This window comes from Amycolatopsis sp. MEPSY49, assembly GCF_051337345.1.
Lineage (GTDB): Bacteria > Actinomycetota > Actinomycetes > Mycobacteriales > Pseudonocardiaceae > Amycolatopsis.
The window spans coordinates 732,005-751,622 of sequence record NZ_JBDLYJ010000003.1; the positions used below are offsets into that span (position 1 = coordinate 732,005).

General features: G+C 71.4%; 19 protein-coding genes. 10 read left to right on the forward strand and 9 right to left on the reverse strand.

Going from position 1 to position 19,618, the window contains the following annotated elements; all coding sequences use genetic code 11:
* The first annotated feature begins 125 nt into the window (after positions 1 to 125).
* On the forward strand, positions 126 to 1,766 hold the full coding sequence (locus ABFJ78_RS17770; RefSeq protein WP_436387441.1) for a substrate-binding domain-containing protein: 1,641 nt from the start codon (positions 126 to 128) through the stop codon (positions 1,764 to 1,766).
* Here the strand turns inward: ABFJ78_RS17770 and ABFJ78_RS17775 are convergent.
* From ABFJ78_RS17775 to ABFJ78_RS17790, 4 genes are read right to left on the reverse strand one after another with little or no spacing between them, the layout of a single operon-like run.
* Entirely contained in the window at positions 1,720 to 3,090 is a 1,371-nt protein-coding gene (locus ABFJ78_RS17775; RefSeq protein ID WP_436387442.1) for an amino acid permease, read from the reverse strand. The genes ABFJ78_RS17770 and ABFJ78_RS17775 overlap by 47 nt on opposite strands.
* A gap of 41 nt (positions 3,091 to 3,131) precedes the next feature.
* Positions 3,132 to 4,079: an EamA family transporter gene (locus tag ABFJ78_RS17780; RefSeq protein WP_436387443.1), complete on the reverse strand. Its 948-nt coding sequence runs from the start codon at positions 4,077 to 4,079 to the stop codon at positions 3,132 to 3,134.
* A 49-nt stretch (positions 4,080 to 4,128) separates the two neighbouring features.
* Positions 4,129 to 4,743: an NAD(P)H:quinone oxidoreductase gene (gene wrbA / locus ABFJ78_RS17785; protein WP_436387444.1), complete on the reverse strand. Its 615-nt coding sequence runs from the start codon at positions 4,741 to 4,743 to the stop codon at positions 4,129 to 4,131.
* A 33-nt stretch (positions 4,744 to 4,776) separates the two neighbouring features.
* Complete coding sequence (locus ABFJ78_RS17790; RefSeq protein ID WP_436387445.1) at positions 4,777 to 5,592, reverse strand: lysophospholipid acyltransferase family protein; 816 nt, start codon at positions 5,590 to 5,592, stop codon at positions 4,777 to 4,779.
* A gap of 421 nt (positions 5,593 to 6,013) precedes the next feature.
* On the opposite strand from ABFJ78_RS17790, the gene ABFJ78_RS17795 reads away from it, so the two are divergent.
* Together ABFJ78_RS17795 and ABFJ78_RS17800 are read left to right on the forward strand one after the other, a co-directional pair.
* Positions 6,014 to 8,494, forward strand: coding sequence for a DNA translocase FtsK (locus tag ABFJ78_RS17795; RefSeq protein WP_436387446.1), 2,481 nt, complete (start codon positions 6,014 to 6,016; stop codon positions 8,492 to 8,494).
* A gap of 36 nt (positions 8,495 to 8,530) precedes the next feature.
* The gene (locus tag ABFJ78_RS17800) at positions 8,531 to 8,959 is read left to right on the forward strand and encodes a hypothetical protein (RefSeq protein WP_436387447.1); all 429 of its coding nucleotides are present in this window, start codon (positions 8,531 to 8,533) and stop codon (positions 8,957 to 8,959) included.
* Here ABFJ78_RS17800 and ABFJ78_RS17805 read toward each other — a convergent pair.
* The 3 genes from ABFJ78_RS17805 to ABFJ78_RS17815 all read right to left on the reverse strand — a co-directional run bounded on the left by ABFJ78_RS17805 (position 8,952) and on the right by ABFJ78_RS17815 (position 10,679).
* A complete protein-coding gene (locus ABFJ78_RS17805) occupies positions 8,952 to 9,563 on the reverse strand; it encodes a nitroreductase family protein (RefSeq protein ID WP_436387448.1) in 612 nt (203 codons plus the stop codon). The two genes, ABFJ78_RS17800 and ABFJ78_RS17805, sit on opposite strands and share 8 nt — an antisense overlap.
* Before the next feature lie 49 nt (positions 9,564 to 9,612).
* A complete protein-coding gene (locus ABFJ78_RS17810; RefSeq protein WP_436387449.1) occupies positions 9,613 to 10,047 on the reverse strand; it encodes a phospholipase in 435 nt (144 codons plus the stop codon).
* A 116-nt stretch (positions 10,048 to 10,163) separates the two neighbouring features.
* Positions 10,164 to 10,679: an amino-acid N-acetyltransferase gene (locus ABFJ78_RS17815; RefSeq protein ID WP_436387450.1), complete on the reverse strand. Its 516-nt coding sequence runs from the start codon at positions 10,677 to 10,679 to the stop codon at positions 10,164 to 10,166.
* Between the two features lie 84 nt (positions 10,680 to 10,763).
* Here ABFJ78_RS17815 and rimO point away from each other — a divergent pair, with 84 nt between their 5' ends.
* From rimO to ABFJ78_RS17850, 7 genes are all read left to right on the forward strand, one after another.
* The gene (gene rimO / locus ABFJ78_RS17820) at positions 10,764 to 12,200 is read left to right on the forward strand and encodes a 30S ribosomal protein S12 methylthiotransferase RimO (RefSeq protein WP_436387451.1); all 1,437 of its coding nucleotides are present in this window, start codon (positions 10,764 to 10,766) and stop codon (positions 12,198 to 12,200) included.
* Complete coding sequence (gene pgsA / locus ABFJ78_RS17825) at positions 12,197 to 12,838, forward strand: CDP-diacylglycerol--glycerol-3-phosphate 3-phosphatidyltransferase (protein ID WP_436387452.1); 642 nt, start codon at positions 12,197 to 12,199, stop codon at positions 12,836 to 12,838. The genes rimO and pgsA overlap by 4 nt, the downstream gene beginning before the upstream one ends.
* Positions 12,839 to 12,840: 2 nt before the next feature.
* Entirely contained in the window at positions 12,841 to 13,365 is a 525-nt protein-coding gene (locus ABFJ78_RS17830) for a CinA family protein (RefSeq protein WP_436387453.1), read from the forward strand.
* A 99-nt stretch (positions 13,366 to 13,464) separates the two neighbouring features.
* Positions 13,465 to 13,923 (forward strand): helix-turn-helix domain-containing protein, encoded by a 459-nt coding sequence (locus ABFJ78_RS17835; RefSeq protein WP_043785204.1) that lies wholly within the window; start codon positions 13,465 to 13,467, stop codon positions 13,921 to 13,923.
* A 229-nt stretch (positions 13,924 to 14,152) separates the two neighbouring features.
* Entirely contained in the window at positions 14,153 to 15,001 is an 849-nt protein-coding gene (locus ABFJ78_RS17840) for a PspA/IM30 family protein (RefSeq protein ID WP_436387454.1), read from the forward strand.
* Positions 15,002 to 15,026: 25 nt separating this feature from the next.
* Entirely contained in the window at positions 15,027 to 16,019 is a 993-nt protein-coding gene (gene pspM, locus ABFJ78_RS17845) for a phage shock envelope stress response protein PspM (protein WP_436387455.1), read from the forward strand.
* Between the two features lie 331 nt (positions 16,020 to 16,350).
* Positions 16,351 to 17,781: an allophanate hydrolase-related protein gene (locus ABFJ78_RS17850; RefSeq protein ID WP_436387456.1), complete on the forward strand. Its 1,431-nt coding sequence runs from the start codon at positions 16,351 to 16,353 to the stop codon at positions 17,779 to 17,781.
* On the opposite strand, the gene ABFJ78_RS17855 is transcribed toward ABFJ78_RS17850, so the two are convergent.
* Both ABFJ78_RS17855 and ABFJ78_RS17860 read right to left on the reverse strand, forming a co-directional pair.
* Entirely contained in the window at positions 17,747 to 18,784 is a 1,038-nt protein-coding gene (locus tag ABFJ78_RS17855; RefSeq protein ID WP_436387457.1) for a quinone-dependent dihydroorotate dehydrogenase, read from the reverse strand. The genes ABFJ78_RS17850 and ABFJ78_RS17855 overlap by 35 nt on opposite strands.
* A gap of 65 nt (positions 18,785 to 18,849) precedes the next feature.
* Positions 18,850 to 19,410 carry a GNAT family N-acetyltransferase gene (locus tag ABFJ78_RS17860; protein WP_436387458.1) on the reverse strand — a complete coding sequence of 187 codons (561 nt, stop codon included), beginning with the start codon at positions 19,408 to 19,410 and terminating at the stop codon, positions 18,850 to 18,852.
* Between the last annotated feature and the right edge of the window lie 208 nt (positions 19,411 to 19,618).

The window sequence follows — 19,618 nt, forward strand, 5'->3', positions numbered from 1 at the left end:
CCGCTGCGGGACGACGGCCGCCTCCCTCCCCGGTATGAGCCGTTGTTAGGCCGTCCGGACCACGAACCGGTGCTTTGCCCGGCGCTAACCTTGGTCCCAGCCCGCCTCGGGAAGAGAGGCCGCCGATGGGACGTCACTCCGACGGGAAACGCCGGTTGCTGGTGCCCGCCGTCGCGACCGGTCTCGTCGTCGTCCTCGGGGTCGCGGCCTGGGTGACCGTTTCGGCGGTGCGGTCCCGGCCCACCTGCGTGCAGCCGGCGAAGGTCCTGGTCACCGCCTCCGCCGACATTGCGCCGGCGCTTTCGCTCGTCGCCCGGGATCTGGACCTGTCGTGCGGTTCCGTCGAGGTCCAGACCAGGGAGGCGGCGTCGGCCGCCGAGCGGCTCGCGATGTCCGACGGCAGCCCGCGGCCGCAGGTGTGGGTGCCGGACTCGACCCTCGCGCTGCGGCGCGCCCACCGGCTCGGCGCCGGCGACGTCCCCGAGAGCGGGGCGTCCGTGGCCAGTTCGCCGGTCGTGCTGGCCACCGCGGAGGACGTCGTCAAGGGCATCGGCTGGCCCGAGCGCAGTCCCACGTGGGCCGACGTGCTGGGCGCGCCGGGGGCGGTCCCGGGGATGTCCGACCCGGCCCGCGACGCGGTCGGCGCGCTGGCGTTGCTCGGGCTGAAGGAGAGCGTCCGGGCGGCCCCCGAGCCCGCGGGCGCGTACGTCGCGTTGCTGCGGCGGGTCTCGGCCAACACGCTCGGCGCGGAGACGGACCTGATCGCGCGGCTGCCGGGCTCGAGCGGCAGCGGCGGGACGGCCTCGGTGACGGCTTTCCCCGCGTCGGAGAATTCGGTGCTGCGCCACAACGTCGAGGACCAGTCGTCACCGCTGGTCGCCGTCTACGCGACGGCAGTGCCCACTTTGGACTACCCGTTCGCGGAGCTGGGCGGGATCACCCCGCAGCAGCGCCCGATCGTCGACGCGTTGCGCGACGCGGTCCTCGGCGACGCGGGCGCGGACGCGATCGCGAAGACGGGCTTGCGCGCGGCGGGCGGCCAGGCGCTGCGCGACCACACGGACGACCCGCGCGTGTCGCCGCCGGGCATCCGGACGGCGAACCTCCCACCCGCGGGCTCCGTGGACGAGCTGCTCAACCAGTGGGCCGGGGTCAACCTGAGCGCGCGGGTGCAGGTGCTCGTCGACGTGTCGGGGTCGATGAACGCCCAGGTGCCGGGGACGGGGCTGAACCGCATGCAGGTGTCGATGCAGGCGACGGAGAAGGCTCTGCACCTGTTCAAGCCGACGACCCAGCTGCGCATGCTGGCGTTCTCGACCCGCCTGGACGGCGACAAGGACTACCGCGAGCTGTTGCCGATGGCCTCGGTGGCCCAGCACCTGTCGAGCGGCGCGTTGCAGCGGCTGGCCCAGGTGAAGGCAATGCCGGACGGCGGAACGGGGCTGTACGACAGCGTCCTGGACGCGTACCGGACGGCTCGCCGGGAGTGGGAGCCCGGCCGGCTGAACCTGGTGATCGTGCTGACGGACGGCCGAAACGAGGACGCGCACAGCATTTCCCGCGAGGAGGCGCTGGCGGAGCTGACGAAGCTGCAGGACCCCCACCGCCCGATCCCGTTGATCGGAGTGGGCATCGGCCCGGACGCGGACAAGGCAGAACTGGACCAATTGACCGCGGCGACGGGCGGGCAGGCGTTCTTGGCCCCGGACCCGGCGAAGATCACGGACGTGTTTTTCGGGGCACTGAGCCGGATCGCCGGCGGATGAGGGCGTACACGCCCAGGATCACCGCCAAGCTGATCAAACTCAAGTACAACTGGGAACGCGCGTCTTCGTCGACGAACAACATCGACGCCACCACGACCAACGTCACCACCAGCGTCAACCAGCTGAGCCACGGATACCCCCACATCCGCAGCTTCAGCAACTCGGGCGACGACGCCTCCAACCGCCGCCGCATCCGCAGCTGTGATCCGCAGATGATCGCGTACACGAACAGCGCCACCGCGCCCGCCGAATTGATGATGAAGTAGAAGATCTTGTCCGGCGACACGTAGCTCATCACCACCGCCACGTAACCGACCGAAGTGGACGCCAGGATCGCCTTCCACGGGACCCCGCGCGCGTTCGTGTCCGAAATCCACGACGGCGCCCATCCGTGCCGCCGCAGGGCGAACAACATGCGGGATGCCGTGTACAGCCCCGAATTCAGCACCGACAGCGCCGCCGTCAACACGACCGCGCTGACCAAAGTGGACGCCGCCGGGACGCCGAAACGGCCGAACGCCGCCGCGAACGGGCTTGTCTCGCTCGGGATCTCGCGCCACGGTGTGATCATCACCAGCAGGGCCACCGAACCCACGTAGAACACGATCACGCGCCACACGATCGTCGAAGTCGCCTTGCGGACCGCCGTCTCCGGCTGGTCGGACTCCGCCGCCGCGATCGTCACGATTTCCGCGCCGAAATAGGAAAAGATCACGATCACCACGCCGTGGACGACCGAGAACCCGCCGTTCGGCACGAAACCGTCGAGGCCGATGTTGCCCACCGACAAGTGCGCACCCGGCCAGAGCCCGAGCACGAACAGCAGGCCCAGCACCAGGAACACCACGATCGTCGCGACCTTGATCGACGCCAGCCAGAACTCCGTCTCGCCGAACGAGCGCGCCGACGCCAGGTTCGTCGCCGTCAGCACCAGCATCAGCGCCAGCGAAAACACCCACTGCGGCACGCCGGGGATCCAGCCCTGCAGGATCTTCGCGCCGGCCACCGCCTCGAACGCGACCACGCCGACCCAGAAGTACCAGTACAGCCAGCCGATCGTGAAGCCCGCCCAGCCGCCGAGCGACTCCCGCGCGTACTCCATGAACGAGCCGAGCGCCGGCGCGGCCGTCGCCATCTCGCCGAGCATCCGCATCACGAGCACCACGAGCAGGCCGCCCAGCGCGTAGGACAGCACGGCCGCCGGGCCCACCGTGTGGATCACCGCGCCGCTGCCGATGAACAGGCTCGCGCCGATGATGCCGCCGAGGGCGATCATCCGGACGTGCCGCTGCCGGAGTTCGGGCCGCAGCCCCGACGTCGTCATGGTGGGGGATTGTCGCATTCCGACGCCAGTTCGTGAAGAACTCAGCTCGTCAGGATCTCGGACTTCCGCTGCACCAGGTACGCGCCGGCCAGCAGGATCGCCGAACCGAGCAGCTGCGGCCAAGTGAGTTCCTCGCCGAGCAGCGCCCACGCCGTCACGGTCACGATCACCGGCTCGACCAGCCCGAGCACGCTCGCCACCGACGCCGGCAGGTGCCGCAGCGACGAAATCCCGAAGACGTAGGCGAACACGGTCGCCACCAGCACCAGCAGGACCAGCAGCAGCCACACCGGCGGGCGCCACGCGCCGAACGCGACGTCCGTGCCGAGCAGCTCGACCGGCCACGTCCACGGCGGCGCGACGATGCTCACCAGCACCGCGCCGATCACCATGCCCCAGGTGACCAGGCCCAGCGGGTCGATGTCGGCCACCGCGCGCTCGCCGAGCAGGAAGTACCCGGCCGAACACAGCGCCGCGCCGAAGCCGGCGAGCAGCCCGAGGCCGTTCAACGTGACGCCCTGCCAGACCTGCGCCACCAGCGACAGCCCGAGCATGGCCAGCGCGATGCCGCCCCACACCGACCGCGGCAGCCGGTGGCGCCGCACGAACCGCACCCAGAGCGCGATGAGCACCGGCGAGACGAACTCCAGCAGGATCGCGATGCCGACCGGGATCCGGCCCGCCGCGACGAAGTACAGCAGCTGCACCCCGGCCACGCCGAGCAGGCCGTAGCCGGCCAGCACCGGGAGCTCGGCCCGGCGCACCCGCAGCTTCCGCGGCGCCACCAGCGCCACCCCGGCGAGCAGCACGAGCCCGGCGACGCCGATCCGCATCGCGGCCACCTGCTCCGGGCTGAACCCGGCGGACATCGCGGACTTGCCCAGCGTGCCCGACGTGCTGAAGAACAGCGCGGCGAGCAGGACGAGAGTGGTCCCGCGGCCGCGGTGGGCCACCCGGGGTGGCGCGAGGACGGGCAGCTCGGTGGTCACCACCGCGACTGTAGGGCCCGCCGCGTCACTGCCAAAGCGCTTTTTCCGGTTACTCGGACTGCTTGAGCCCGGTCGCGACGTGCGTCGTGATCGTCGCGAGCCGGCGCCCCTGGACGCGCAGCGCGCCGAGCGCGAGGTCGTCCGGCGCCGCCGACTTGCGGGAGACGAACGAGCCGCCGTACGGGTTGCCGGACTCCATCAGGTGCGGGTCGGTGTAGCCGAGCGGGACGACGATCGCGCCCCAGTGGTAGAAGACGTTGTTGATCGCCAGCAGCGTCGACTCCAGGCCGCCGTGCCGGGTGGACGCCGTCGTGAACGACGTCGCGACCTTGTCGGCCAGCTTTCCCTGCGCCCACAAGCCACCCGTGCTGTCCAAATAGGACTTCAGCTGGGCCGCCGGGCCGCCGAAGCGGGTCGGGCTGCCGAAAGCGAGCCCGTCCGCCCACTCGAGGTCGTCGAGGGTGGCGAGCTCGTGGTGCGGCCCCGAGTCGATCCACGCCTGCCACCGCGGGTTCTTGGCGATCGCGTCGGCGGGGACGGTCTCCGGCACGGTCCGCACCCGCACGTCGGCGCCGGTTTCGCGCGCTCCGGCGGCGAGTGACTCGGCGAGGGCGGCGGTGTTGCCGGTCGAGCTGTAGTAGACGACGAGTATCCGTGTGCTCACGCCCACCGACTGTAGGGCAGCCGGCGCCGCGTCTCAGGATCCGGACTTCGGCTTCCAGGGGCTGACCGTGTCGGTCGGGCGCGTCGGGTCGTGGAAGCGCGGCCGGTCCAGCTCGCCCGCGCGCAGCGGGACGAGGCCGTCGGTGATCGCCTGCATGATCTTCGCGTGCGCGCGCACGCCGGCGCCGGGACGCTCCGGCTCGACGTCCGACAGGTCGACCGGGTCGCCGAAGTGCACCCGGAACTTCGGCCGGCGCAGGGGAGCGCTGAGCCCGGACCGGGCGAGCGGGACGAGGTCGGCCGGGCCGTTGACGGTCTCGGTGCCCCAGTAGACGGCCTCGTGCGCGCCCCACTGGCTGATCGGGATCACCGGCACGCCCGAAGCGAGGGCGAGCCGGGCCGCGCCGGTCTTGCCGCGCTCGGGCCACAGGCCGGGGTCGTGGCTGATCCGGCCCTCCGGGTAGACGATGATCGGCTCGCGCGTGGTCTTGAGCGCCTCGACGGCCTCGGCGAACTGCCCGACCGCGGTGCCGGCGTGCTTCCGGTCGACGCGCAGGTGGCCGCTGACCCGCAGCGCCGGCCCGATGACCGGGGCGTCCAGGATGCCGCCGGCCAGCATGAACCGCGGGTTGATGCCGATCCGCTTGCACGCCGCCATCAGCACGAACGCGTCGAAGACGCCGATGTGGTTGGCCGTCATCAGCAGCGGCTTGCCGCGCAGCTGGGCGGGGATCCGCCCGGTGATGGTCAGCTTGCCGACCAGGTTCACCAGCCCGCGGTCGATGTTCAGCATGGTCCGCCAGATGGCGGGGGCCCGGCGGGAGGTGTTGTCGGAGTGCAGCGCGACCATGGGGCAGAGCATGGCAGACGCCGATTTCACCCGAATGCGCACTGGTCGAATCGGTTCGTGTCGAGCGCCCCAAGGCGGCCTTGGTTGCTCCATTCATGCCCCCGCCGCCACCCTCAACGGAAGCGCTTCGCGCCGCGGTGCTGATCAACGCACCGCAGGCCACGTCGGAGTGCTCTCTGCGCGAGCCAGGACCCCCCCGGATCGCGGGCAGGAACGACCGGTCTTTCCGGATCCAGAACGACCGGTTGTTCCGTAGGGAGAACGACTGGTCTTTCTGAAGCAGGAAAGACTGGTCGTTCCCCCACGAAGCCCCGCAAAGCTCACCCGGTCGGCCGCTCAAGTCCCCGTGTGAGGCAGAAGTTCACCCTGGGCCGAGAGTGGCGCATGGGACGAACGCCGACGGCCGGTTACCGTAAAAGGCATGGCTGGGTCGGCGACGAGGAAGCGAAGCACAAGTAGCGGCGCGAAGGGGGCAGCGGCGCGTAAGCCGCGTACACCCGCGAAGTCCCGTCCAGCCGCCCGCAAGCCGGCCCCCCGCTCGCGCCGCAAGACGCCCGGGATCTTCGGCAAGGGCGTCCGCGGCACCTGGAACCTGCTGGCCAAGGGCATCGGCACGCTGGCCCGCACGGTCGGCCGCACGCGCGAACTGGAACCCGAACACCGCCGCGATGGCGTCGCGCTCGGCCTGATCGCCCTGGCCATCATCGCGGCCGTCGGGGTCTGGTGGCGGGCCGCCGGGCCGATCGGGGCCGGGGTCGAGATCGCCACCCGGACCGTCCTCGGCGCCGGGGCCGTCACGCTGCCCCTGGTCCTCGTGGTCGTCGCCGTCGCGCTGATGCGGTCCGAGCCGCACCCGGAAACCCGGCCGCGGATGGTGATCGGGACGATCATGGTCGTCCTCTCCGTGCTCGGGATGCTGCACATCTTCACCGCGCTCCCGGAGACCAACGACGGCCGCATGTACGCCGGCGGCATCATCGGCGCCTTCTCCGGCGGCCTGCTCACCATGGGCGTCACGACCTGGGTCGCCGTCCCCCTCCTCATCCTCGCGCTCGTCTTCGGCGTGCTCGTCTTCACCGGCACCCCCGTCCGCGAGATCCCGCACCGCCTGCGCAACTGGGGCCTCGACGAAGACGAACTCGCCGAGGCCGAGCAGCAGAAGTCCGGCTTCGCCACCGACGAAGACACCGTCACCGAGGCCGACCCGAAGTCCGCGCGCCTGCGCAAGCCGTCGCGCCGCCGTCAGGCCAGCGACGCCAACCCCGAGCAGCTCGACATCGACGCCGCCCTCGCCGAGGTGCCGACGCCGATCAAGCCGCCCAAGCCGAAGCCCGCGCCGGAAGTCCCCGAGAAGAAGCCGAAGAAGGCGCCGGAACCGCCGCTGGCCGTCACCCGGACGGTCGAGGGCGACTACCAGCTGCCGCCGCCCGACCTGCTGAAGCTCGGCGACGCGCCGAAGTCCCGCAGCAAGGCCAACGACGCCATGATCGAGGCGATCACCGGCGTGCTGGAGCAGTTCAACGTCGACGCGCAGGTCACCGGCTTCACCCGCGGCCCGACGGTCACCCGCTACGAAGTCGAGCTCGGCCCGGGCGTGAAGGTCGAGAAGATCACCGCGCTGACCAAGAACATCGCCTACGCCGTCGCGACCGACAACGTCCGGCTGCTGGCGCCGATCCCGGGCAAGTCCGCGGTCGGCATCGAGGTGCCGAACTCCGACCGCGAGATGGTCCGCCTGGGTGACGTCCTGCGCGCGCCGTCCACGGTCAAGGACAACCACCCGATGGTGATCGGCCTCGGCAAGGACATCGAGGGCCACTTCGTCACCGCGAACCTGACGAAGATGCCGCACCTGCTGGTCGCCGGGTCCACCGGTTCCGGTAAGTCGAGCTTCGTCAACTCGATGCTGGTGTCGCTGCTCGCGCGCTCGACGCCGGACGAGTGCCGGATGATCCTGATCGACCCGAAGATGGTCGAGCTGACGCCGTACGAGGGCATCCCGCACCTGATCACGCCCATCATCACCCAGCCGAAGAAGGCCGCCGCCGCGCTGGCCTGGCTGGTGGAGGAGATGGAGCAGCGCTACCAGGACATGCAGGTCAACAAGGTCCGGCACATCGACGACTACAACAAGAAGGTGAAGTCCGGCGAGATCACCGCGCCGCCGGGGTCCGAGCGCGAGTACCGGCCGTACCCGTACATCATGGCGATCGTCGACGAGCTCGCCGACCTGATGATGACCGCCCCGCGCGACGTCGAGGACGCGATCGTCCGGATCACGCAGAAGGCCCGCGCCGCGGGGATCCACCTGGTCCTGGCGACGCAGCGGCCGTCGGTCGACGTCGTCACCGGCCTGATCAAGACGAACGTGCCGTCGCGGCTGGCGTTCGCGACGTCGTCGCTGACCGACTCGCGGGTCATCCTCGACCAGCCCGGCGCGGAGAAGCTGATCGGCATGGGGGACGCGCTCTACCTGCCGATGGGCGCCGGGAAGCCGGTCCGCATCCAGGGCGCGTTCGTCGGCGACGAGGAGATCGCCGCGGTCGTCAACTACGCCAAGGAGCAGGCGCAGCCGGACTACCAGGACGGCGTCACCGCGCAGAAGGCCGGCGAGAAGAAGGAGATCGACCCGGACATCGGCGACGACCTCGACGTCCTGCTGCAGGCGGCGGAGCTGATCGTGACGTCCCAGTTCGGCTCGACGTCGATGCTGCAGCGCAAGCTGCGGGTCGGGTTCGCCAAGGCGGGGCGCCTGATGGACCTGCTGGAGAGCCGCGGGATCGTCGGCCCGTCGGAGGGCTCGAAGGCGCGTGACGTGCTGATCAAGCCGGAGGAGCTGGACTCGGTCCTGTACCTGATCCGCGGCGGCGACCCGTCGCCGTCGGACTCGGACGACGAGTAGTGCAACCCGCCGCCGGGTCCGTTCCGTCCTGAGCGCATGGACCCGCAGCGCATCGCAGCAGGATTGTTCGCCATCGCCGTCGTCGCGGTGGGCGCCGGGAGTTCGGTCGCCTCCGGACAGCCGGTCCCGGCCCGGCCGGCGGCGCCGTCGACGGTGAGCGCCGCGCCGCGGGGCGACGTCACCCTGCACGTCGGTCAGGAAGCCGCGATCCAGGGGAAGGACCTGGCGGTCCGCTACCTGCGCGTCGTCTCCGACTCCCGGTGCCGCCCGGACATGACGTGCATCTGGCAGGGGGAGGCGACGCTGGCGTTCCTGTTGAGCGAGCCGGGCCGCGGCGAGAGCACGACGGCCGAACTGCACAGCGGCCCCCGGACGGGCCCCCAGGCGACCTCGTTCGCCGCCGGCCGGGTCGAGCTGGTGTCGGTGAGCGAGGACGGCCAGGAGGCCACGATCCGGGTCAGCTGAGGGGCGTGCCCCAGTGGTCGAGGTAGGCCACTTCGGACAGCGGGATCCGCTCGGCCGGCTTGAAGTCGGGGGTCGTCGTGTACGCGACCGGAAGCAGCCCGGCCTGGGTGTGGCCGTCGGGCACGCCGAGGATCTCCGCCGCCTCGGCCTCGCGTGAGAGGTGGTACGTCGTGAGCGTCGAACCCAGCCCGCGGGAGCGCAGCGCCAGCTGGAAGTTCCAGACCGCCGGGAAGATGCCGCCGTAGAAGGCCGCGTCGGTCGCGTTGTCGCCCGCCGGGCGGCCCCGCAGAACCGGGATCACGAACACGGGCACCCGCTCGATCACGTCGATCAGGTGCCGGCCCGACGCCAGCGCCCGCGACGGGCCTTCCTTCGCCCGCTCGGCCAGGTAGGCCTCGCCGACCTCGCGGAAGAGCGCGCCGAGCCGCTCCTTGACGCCCTGGTCGCGCACCACCAGCCAGCGCCACGCCTGGGCGTTGCCGGGCGTCGGGGCCTGCAGCGCGAGGTTCAGGCACTCCTCGAGGACCGCGGGCTCCACCGGCCGGTCGAGGTCGAGCTTGCGCCGGACGGCGCGGGTCGTGGACAGCAGGTGATCGATCTCCATGCCCCCATCCTGGCCCGGGTCCGGCACGACCCGGGCCAGGGGAGCGGGCTCAGCCGCCGAACTTGCGGACCGCCTGGTAGTACGTCCAGGCCGCGCCCTTGCAGGCGATGTTCGACCCGCACACGTTCTTCAGGTCCGAGTACAGGTTGTCGTCGATCTTCAGCCGGTTCGCCTCGGTGAACCGGCCCTGCTTCTTGTAGTTGCGGTACCCGAAGTCGTGCCGGTGGCAGCCGGGGAGGAACTTCCAGCCGAACGGGTTGTCCGGGGCCCACGAGCAGCCGTCGGACGACCAGTCGAGCTGGCCGTTGTACGGCGCCTGGTTCCGGATCGTCTCGAAGTTCGAGAGCGAGGTGCTGAAGAGGTACTGGTCGGTCACGGTCGGGATGTCGACCGCCGCCGCCGTGCCGGCGCCCAGCAGGGCACCTCCGCCGACAGTCGCGGCCACCGCGATGGTGGCCCCCAGGTTCCGCAGAGTCGTGCGCATCTTGTGCGTTCCTTGCTGATCAGGTGAGGAATTGACCTGATCATCCTGGGACACCGGGGTGGCATGCGTCACCGCCCGGAAGGATGTTAAGGGGAAACCTTCAAACTTAGGGGTGCTCAGAGCTCCAGCAACATCCGCGAGTTGCCCAGGGTGTTCGGCTTGACGTAGGGCAAGTCGAGGAACTCCGCGACACCGGTGTCGTGCGAGCGCCGCATCTCCTCGTACACCTCGTGCGACACCGGGGTGCCCTGGATCTCCACGAAGCCGTGGCCCTGGAAGAAGCTCGTCTCGAACGTCAGCACGAACAGCCGCCTGAGACCCAGCTCACGGGCCTCCTCGATCAGCCGGGCGACCAGCACCCGCCCGACGCCCTGGCCGCGGACGGCCTTGTCGACCACCACGGTCCGCAGCTCGGCGATGTCCTCCCATAGCACGTGCAGCGCGGCCGCGCCGACGACCTCGCCGCCGGCCTCGGCGACCCAGAACTCCTGGACCGCTTCGTACAGCGTGACCAGGTCCTTCTCCAGGAGGACGCGGCCGGCGTCGGAGTCGACCAGGGCCTTGATCTTGCGGACGTCGGCGATCCGCGCGCGGCGGACGGCGGGGGAGGCGGACGGCACGATCGTCAACATTGCCACATCGGCGGGCGCGGGCGGCGACACGACCGGGCTACGCCGTCGTCGGGCCGCCCGGGACCGGCGGCTACCCTGAACGTCGTGCCTTCTCCTGCCGTTGACCCTGCCGCCACCCGACGCGTCTCCCTGCTGACCCTGGGCTGCGCCCGCAACGAGGTCGACTCGGAGGAGCTGGCGGGCCGGCTGGCGGCCGGCGGCTGGGAGCTGGCGGCCGATCCGGAGGACTCCGACGTCGTGGTGGTCAACACCTGCGGCTTCGTCGAGTCGGCCAAGAAGGACTCCGTCGACACGCTGCTCGCCGCGTCCGACACGGGCAAGAAGGTCGTCGCGGTCGGCTGCATGGCCGAGCGCTACGGCCACGAGCTCGCCGACAGCCTCCCCGAAGCCGACGCCGTGCTGGGCTTCGACCACTACGCCGAGCTGTCCGACCGGCTCGACGACGTCGTCGCGGGCCGGAAGGTCGCCTCGCACACGCCCGGCGACCGCCGCAAGCTGCTGCCGATCAGCCCGGTCCAGCGGCCCGCCGCCGCGGAGAACGTCGAGGTCCCGGGCCACGCGCAGCACGGCTGGGGCCCGCGGGTGCTGCGCACGCGCCTCGACGACTCGCCGGTCGCCGCGCTGAAGATCGCCTCCGGGTGCGACCGGCGCTGCTCGTTCTGCGCGATCCCGTCGTTCCGCGGCTCGTTCGTCTCGCGGCAGCCCGACGAGGTCGTCGCCGAGGCGATGTGGCTGGCCGAGCACGGCGTCAAGGAGCTGTTCCTGGTCAGCGAGAACTCGACGTCCTACGGCAAGGACTTCGGCCGCGACGGCGCCACCGCGCTGGAGCGGCTGCTGCCGCGGCTGGCGGGGATCGACGGCATCGAGCGCGTCCGCGTCTCCTACCTGCAGCCGGCCGAGACGCGCCCGCAGCTGGTCAAGGCCATCGCGACCACGCCGGGTGTCGCCGAGTACTTCGACCTGTCGTTCCAGCACTCCAGCGAGCAGGTGCTGCGCCGGATGCGCCGGTTCGGCTCGACCGACTCGTTCCTGGCGCTGTGCGAGCAGATCCGCGAGTACGCGCCCGAGGCGGGCATCCGCACCAACGTCATCGTCGGCTTCCCCGGCGAGACCGAGCACGACCTGAGCGAGCTGGAACGCTTCCTGACCGGCGCGCGCCTCGACGCGGTCGGCGTCTTCGGCTACTCCGACGAGGACGGCACCGAGGCCGAGACGTTCGACGGCAAGCTGGACGCCGAAGAGGTCGCGAAGCGCGTCACGCGGATTTCGGCGCTGGTCGAGGAGCTGACCGCGCAGCGCGCCGAGGACCGGATCGGCACGTTCGTCGACGTCCTCGTCGAGCTGGACGACGACGGCGAGCTCACCGGCCGCGCCGCGCACCAGGCCCCCGAGGTCGACGGCGAGTGCGTCATCCTCGACGCGCCCGAGAAGACGGAGGTGGGCGACTTCCTGCGTTGCGAGGTCGTGGACTCCGCGGGCGTGGACCTGATCGTCCGCGCGGTACCGGACGCCGACCGGTGAGTGCGCTCCCCAGCGACGCCGCCGACGAGGGCACGGCCCACGACGGCCCCGCCCAGGTCCCGGTGGCGACCCCGGTCCCGACGCTCAACGTCGCCAACCTGCTGACGCTCTCGCGGCTGGTCCTGGTCCCGCTGTTCGTCGTCGCGCTGTTCACCGGCGACGGCCACGACACGACCTGGCGGGCGATCGCCACCGGCCTGTTCGCCGTCGCCTCCTTCACCGACCAGCTCGACGGCTGGGTGGCCCGCAAGTACGGCCTGATCACCGACTTCGGCAAGATCGCCGACCCGATCGCGGACAAGGCGCTGACCGGCGCCGCGCTGGTGGGGTTGAGCATTCTCGGCGAGCTGGGCTGGTGGGTCACGATCGTCATCGCGGTCCGCGAGATCGGCGTCACGCTGCTGCGGTTCTGGGTGATCCGGCACGGCGTGATCCCGGCCAGCCGGGGCGGCAAGGCCAAGACGATGGCGCAGATCGCCGCGATCGTGGCGTACCTGCTGCCGCTGCCCGCGGGCGCGGACCCGGTCCGGTGGGCGCTGATGGGCCTGGCCCTGGTGCTGACCGTCGTGACCGGCGTCGACTACCTGGTCCGGGCCGTGCGGCTGCGCGCGGCCGGGCGCCGGGTCACCGGGAGCTGAGGGTGGACGAAAAGGCCCTGGTCGCGGCCCTGACCGCGCGGGGCGAGACGGTCGCCGCCGCCGAGTCGCTGACCGCCGGGCTGGTGTGTGCGACCTTGGCGAGCGTGCCCGGGGCCAGCGCGGTCCTGCGCGGCGGCCTGGTCGTCTACGCCACCGAGCTGAAGACGGTCCTCGCCGGCGTCGACGCGGGCCTGCTCGCCGAGCACGGCGCCGTCCACCCGGAGGTCGCCGCGCAGCTGGCCGAGGGCGCCCGGGACCGCTGCGGCGCCACCTGGGGCCTGGGGCTCACCGGCGTGGCCGGGCCGTCGCCTCAGGACGGCGTCGCGCCGGGCACCGTGCACGTCGGGCTCGCCGGGCCGGGAACACGCACACTGCGTCTTTCGGGGGCTCGGGTGGCGGAGCCCCCGGCCCGAGGCGAAGCCTCGGTTGTCACAGTCCGTACGCTGGCCCTGTCCGGCGACCGCGACTTGATCAGGACCCAATCGGTCCGGGCGGCGTTTGCCCTGCTCGGGGAACATCTGGCGTGAAACGGGCGTTCGCCCTTGGCGTACGGACACACCAACTCCTGCGCTCGGGGCACCGCTCTGGGTAACGTAGGGGGTACTTGTTCGGAAGGGAGGCGCGTGATGACCGTGCTGTTGCGTGAGGCGATCGGTGATCGGCTCCGTCATGCCCGCACCAACCAGCGTCGTACGCTGCGCGACATCTCCCGCGCCGCCAGGGTCAGCCTCGGCTACCTCTCGGAGGTGGAGCGGGGCCAGAAGGAGGCGTCGAGCGAGCTGCTCGCGTCCATCTGCCAGGCCCTGGACCTTCCGCTCGGCGAGCTGCTGCACAACGTGGCGGCGGACGTTTCGGCCCTCGACAACGTCGAGGTCGCACCGGTCGACGAGCGGATCGTGGAAGGCGCGCCCCGGGAGAAGAGGGGCGCCGAGGCCTCGGCGGCCGGCATCGAAGGTGGTCGCCTGATGTCCGAGCTGATCGGGAACGACCTCGCCGACCTGCGGGTTTCCCCGGCGCCGAGGATGAACACGACGTTGCGGACGACGATCGGGCAGCCGAAGCTGGCCTCGACCATCGCCGCATAATCACAGGTCGGACACGACGACGGCCCCGGGCAACCCGCCCGGGGCCGTTCGCGTTGCCTACTCGGGGTGATCAGGGCGATCCCTGAATTCCGCCGGGTCGCCTGGAACGGACGTGGCCGACCTGACACGATGGAACCCAACGCCGGGGTCGGTGCGTTGCAGATGCAGGGGAGCGACGCCCCACCTCGAGGACCTAGGCCCGTGGGACGCAAGAAGGCAGGCGGAGGAGATGGCCAACCCGTTCGTGAAGTTCTGGAAGTACATGATGGCGGCGTTCTCGTCGAAGATCGACGAGCACGCCGACCCGAAGGTACAGATCCAGCAGGCCATCGAGGAGGCGCAGCGCAACCACCAGGCGCTGACGCAGCAGGCCGCCTCCGTGATCGGCAACCAGCGGCAGCTGGAGATGAAGCTCAACCGGCAGCTCGGCGACGTCGAGAAGCTGCAGGCCTCGACCCGGCAGGCGCTCGTCCTCGCGGACGAGGCCCGCTCCAAGGGTGACGAGCAGAAGGCCGTCGAGTTCGAGAACGCCGCGGAGAGCTTCGCCACGCAGCTCGTCACGGCCGAGCAGAACATCGAGGACCTGAAGACGCTGCACGACCAGTCGCTGCAGGCCGCGGCGCAGGCGAAGCAGGCCGTCGAGCGCAACTCGCAGATGCTGCAGCAGAAGCTGGCCGAGCGCACCAAGCTGCTCTCGCAGCTGGAGCAGGCGAAGATGCAGGAGCAGGTCTCCGCTTCGCTGAACCAGATGAGCCAGCTGGCGGCGCCGGGCAACACGCCGTCGCTGGAAGAGGTCCGCGACAAGATCGAGAAGCGCTACACCACGGCTCTCGGCCAGGCGGAGCTCGCCCAGAACTCGGTCCAGGGGCGGATGATGGAGGTCCAGGCCTCCACCACGCAGCTGGCCGGCCACTCGCGGCTCGAGCAGATCCGCTCGTCGATGCGCGGCGAGTCGGTCGCCCAGGTGACCGACGGCGGCAAGACGGCGGCCCAGAAGCCGGCGAGCGGCAGCTCGGCCGACATCCAGCGCGAGATCCAGGCGCGCGTGCAGGCCGAGCAGGGCAAGAACCCGGCCTGACGCCGGCAGTCCGAAGGGGGCGAGCATGGGGCAGCAGGGCAGACGACGCGACTTCAGCGAGTTCGGTGCGAAGCTGGAGAAGCACATCGAGAAGCTGCCCGACTACGCCGTGCGCGCCCAGGAGAAGCTCCAGAAGGTGCAGAAGTACTTCCCGCCGGCCGACCAGGCCGGCGGGAAGCCCGCACCCCAGCGGCCCCGGCCGAACCCGCTGCAGCGGCCGCCGGTGCGCCGCCCGGACGTGTCGGCGACGTTCTCGACGATGGCTAACCAGGTGCCGGCCTTCGCCGAAGCCCGCGCCAAGTGGGACCGCTGGAACCACCCGGCCGCGAAGCTGGAACGCCGCAAGCGCCGGACGTCGCGGGCGATGACGCTGTGGATCATGCTGACGATCCTGTGCGGCGTCCTCACCGTGGCGGCCGGGATGGGGTGGATGAGCGCCACCGGCGCCCCGATGATGCCGCAGGCGATCACGGCGTTCGCCGGCGCCGTCGTCTTCGGGACGTTCGGCGTCCGAAGCGGACTCAAGCTCCGCGAACTCAAGAACACCGCGCTCCCGGCCGCGCCGGCGGGACCACCGCCGCTGCCGCCCGCCGGGTCCGTCGCCCGCGAGCCGATGGAACGGCTGGCGGAGTGCGAAGCGTCGCTGGCCGAACTGCTGCGCCAGCTCTCGGTACCGTCCTCGGTGGGCACGACGCCGGTGTCCGAAGTGTCCGTCGCGGATGCCCGGCAGACCGCGACCGAAGCCGCCGCCGCCCTGCGCGGTCTCGCCGGCCGCATCCAGGCGATCGAACGCGGCCGGAACTCCGCGCCGGCCCGCGAACAGGCGGCCTTGGACGCGGCGGTCGGCAAGCTCCGCGAACAGCTGGACGACGGCCTCGAGGGGTACCGCGGCCTGGTCGCCGCGGCAGGCCACACGGTCGCCGCCTCGAGCGACGGTCTCGTCACGTCCAAACAGGCCCTCACCGACGCCACCGACCACTTGGCCGGCCTCGCGATGGCGTTGCGCGAGCTTTCCTGACGAAACCACGGCCCGATCACGCGAATCGCGCCTTCGTTGCGCCGCTTGGGACTTCAAACTCGGCCGTTCGGGTGCCGCCGACCGGGCGAATCGGATCTTCGTCACCCGGCGTGCGTGATCGTGCGTTTCACCCCGGCGTCGCGCCCTGTTCACCTCCCGGCTCCGAAACCCGCGCGTAATCGGAAACTGGTGGCGACGGAAACGTAACCCACCTAACGTTTCTGTCATGCAGGTAGAGGTGTCACTAGCCGGGAGGCCCGCCGTGGACTGAGGTTCGCCGGCGCCGACCGTACACAGTGGACTTTCTCGACCGCCGAGGAAAGGACGCCCCGTGAACACGCTCCCGCCGGATCCGGACCCCGTCCCCGCCACCCCGCCCACCGCCTCCCACCGTGTCATCGAGGCCTTCGAGCGCATCACCGAAGCCGACCGCCCCGACCTCTGGTCCACCCTCCGCGCCGTCGAAGACGTCCTCGTCGACGCCAAGGCCGTCGACGAGCGCGTCAAGGCGGGGGAGGACCTGCCGCTCGCGGGCACCGTCTTCGCCGTGCCGGAACTGATCGACGTCGCCGGGCAGCCGTCCGGCCGCTCGGTCCCCGAAGCCAGTGCCACGATCGTCTCCCGGCTCACCGCGGCCGGTGCCGTCGTGCTCGGCGAGACCGGCGCGGGCACCGTGGCCTCGGCCTGGGACCGCACCAAAGTCGGCGGCCGCGGCGCTGCCGTCGCCGTCGCGCTCGGGATCGTCGACCTCGCCCTGAGCACGGCGGGCGCGGTCCCGGCCGCGCTGAACGCCGTTGTCGCGCTGAAGCCGACCCGCGGCCTGCTGCCGATGACCGGCGTCCGCTCCGCCGATGCCGTCTCCGTGTACGCGACCGGGCTCGTCGCCGCCCGCCGCGCGCTCGCCCTGATGACGGGGCCGGACGGCGTCTCGCCGACGCGCACCTGGCCCGCCGACGTCCGCCTCGGCGCCGGCGAGCATCCGCGTATCGCCTACCCGAAGAACCTGCCCCTGAGTCCCGCCGCGGCGATGGCGTTCGACAACGTCGTGAAGCGGCTGACGGCGGCCGGCGCCGTCCTGGAGCCGATCGTCCTCGGCGAGCAGGACTTCGAGGACGCGCTCCTGCTGCCCACCGTGCCCGACCACCCGGACCTGGTCGAAGCCCTGGCCGACCCGGCCGCCGTGCAGCACCGCCTGACCGCGTGCACGGCGTTCGCGAACCTCCTCGACCTGGCGGCGGTCACCGTCCCGGTGCTGCCGGGGGACAAGCGCCCCTTCGGCGTCACGTTCCTGACGCGGGCGTTCGAGGACCAGATCGGTCTGGACCTCGCGACGGTCTGCACCGACGAGCCCATGACGCCCTACCCGGAACCGGGCGAGGACGTCGTCGTGTTCGGCGCACACCTGCGCGGCCAGCCGCTCAACGCCGACCTCACCGAGCTCGGCGCCCGGTTCACCGGACCGGTCCGGACCACCGAGGGCTACCGGATGGTCCTCCTGGACACCGAACCACCGCAGCCCGGCGTCATCGAAGGCGGCACGACCCTCGACGGCGAACGCTGGCGCCTGTCCCCGGCCGCGTTCGAGAGGTTCGCTGCCACGCTGAAGGAGCCCTTCGTGCTCGACCGCGTCGTGCTGGACGACGGCACCGCGCCCCTGGCCGTCCGGTGCCTGACGGCCGAGGGACCCGGTCTGGACCGCTACGAGTCCTGGCGCGGGTACGTCCGGTTCACTTCGACGGCCGGGCCGCGAGACCCCGGCTGACCCGGCGCACCAGGCCCGGGCCGTGCAGCGCGAACCCGGTGTAGAGCTGCACGAGCGACGCCCCGGCGTCCACCAGCCGGACCGCGTCGTCGGGTCCGGTGATCCCGCCGACGCCGATGATCGGCAGGCTCCCGCCGGTGTGGTCGTGCACGAACCGCACGACCTCCGCCGCGCGGGCGGTCAGCGGCCGGCCGGACAGCCCTCCCGCCTGTCCGGCCAGGCCGCTCTCCGACGGCGCGATGCCGTCGCGGGACAGCGTGGTGTTGGTGGCGATGATCCCGGCGACGCCGTGCTCGAGCGCGACCTCCAGGAGTTCGGCGAGGGCGTCGTCGGTCAGGTCCGGCGCGACCTTGACCAGCACCGGCGTCGGGGCGCCCGCTCCGGCGAGTTCCACCGACGTCGTGCGCAGCTCGCCGAGCAGTTCGGCGAGCGCGGCGCGGTCCTGCAGCTGTCGCAGCCCCGGCGTGTTGGGCGAACTGACGTTGATCGCGAAGTAGTCCGCGTACGGGTGCAGCGCACGCAGGGAGAAGCGGTAGTCCTCGACGGCCTCGTCGAGCGGCGTCACCTTCGACTTCCCGATGCTGACCCCGAGCGGCACGCCGGGTTTCCCGTCGCGCGCGAGCTTGGCGGCGAGCGCTTCGGCGCCGTCGTTGTTGAAGCCCATGCGGTTGATGATCGCGTCGCTGGCGGGGAGGGTGAACAGCCGCGGCTTCGGGTTGCCCGGCTGCGCCAGCCGCGTCACGGTGCCGACTTCGACGAACCCGAAGCCGAGCGCGGCCCACGCGGGCAGCGCGCGCCCGTTCTTGTCCATCCCGGCGGCGAGGCCGACGCGGTTGGGGAACCGCAGGCCCAGCACGGTCACCGGATCGTCGACGCGGAAGGCGCCGCGGGGCGCGAGCTTGCCGAGCCGGGCCAGGACGCCGACCGTGCGCTCGTGCACCAGCTCGGGGTCGTGGTAGGACAGCCGGTACAGCGCCGGGCGGACGATCTTGTCGAAGAACACGCCCCCATGCTGCCAAACGGCCCGCGGACCGCTACCCGAGCGCCGCTTTCACGTGAAAGCGACCACTAGTCGCGGTCCTTCCACTCGTCCTCGAGCATCGCGTAGACGAGTTCGTCGGTCCATTCGCCCTTGACGATCTCGTTCTCCTTCAGGTGCGCCTCGCGGCGCATCCCGAGGCGTTCCATCAGCGCGGCGGAGGCTTCGTTGCGGCCGTCGCACCGGCCGATGATGCGGTGCAGCCCCAGGTCCTCGAAGCCGAGCCGCAGCAGCTCGGTCGTCGCCTCGGCGGCCAGGCCCTTGCCGTGGTGGTCCGGGTGGAAGACGAAGCCGATCTCGCCCTGCCGGTGCTCGCTGCTGAGCCACTCGAGGTTCAGGTCGCCGATCAGCTGCCCGGTCGAGGCCAGCTCGACCGCGACGGCCAGGAACTGCCCCTCTTTCGTCAACGTCGAGCTGTGCACCCGTTTCGCGAGCGCCGCGGCCGATTCGGCGCGGCTGCGCGGGCCCCAGTACAGGTAGCGGGCGACGTCGGCGCGGGACTGGAAGGAGTTCAGCGCGTCGAGGTCGTCGGGCGTGAACGGGCGCAGGAGCAGCCGATCCGTGGTGATCGGGTAGTCGGGCCTGAGCATGCTCCCAGGCTAGCGACCTTCAGCCGTCCGGGGGACAGAACGGCGCAACGCGATCGGCAAACCCGGCGGTCGGATCGCCGGACGGTCGTTCGGCGACGATCGGCGGCCTGACCTGCACAAATGAGCGCATGAAGGAACCCCCGGGGAGCCTCTCGGACGCCGTCAAACGTCTGAGCCCGAGCCGGACTGGTGCTCGGGAACCCCGGGG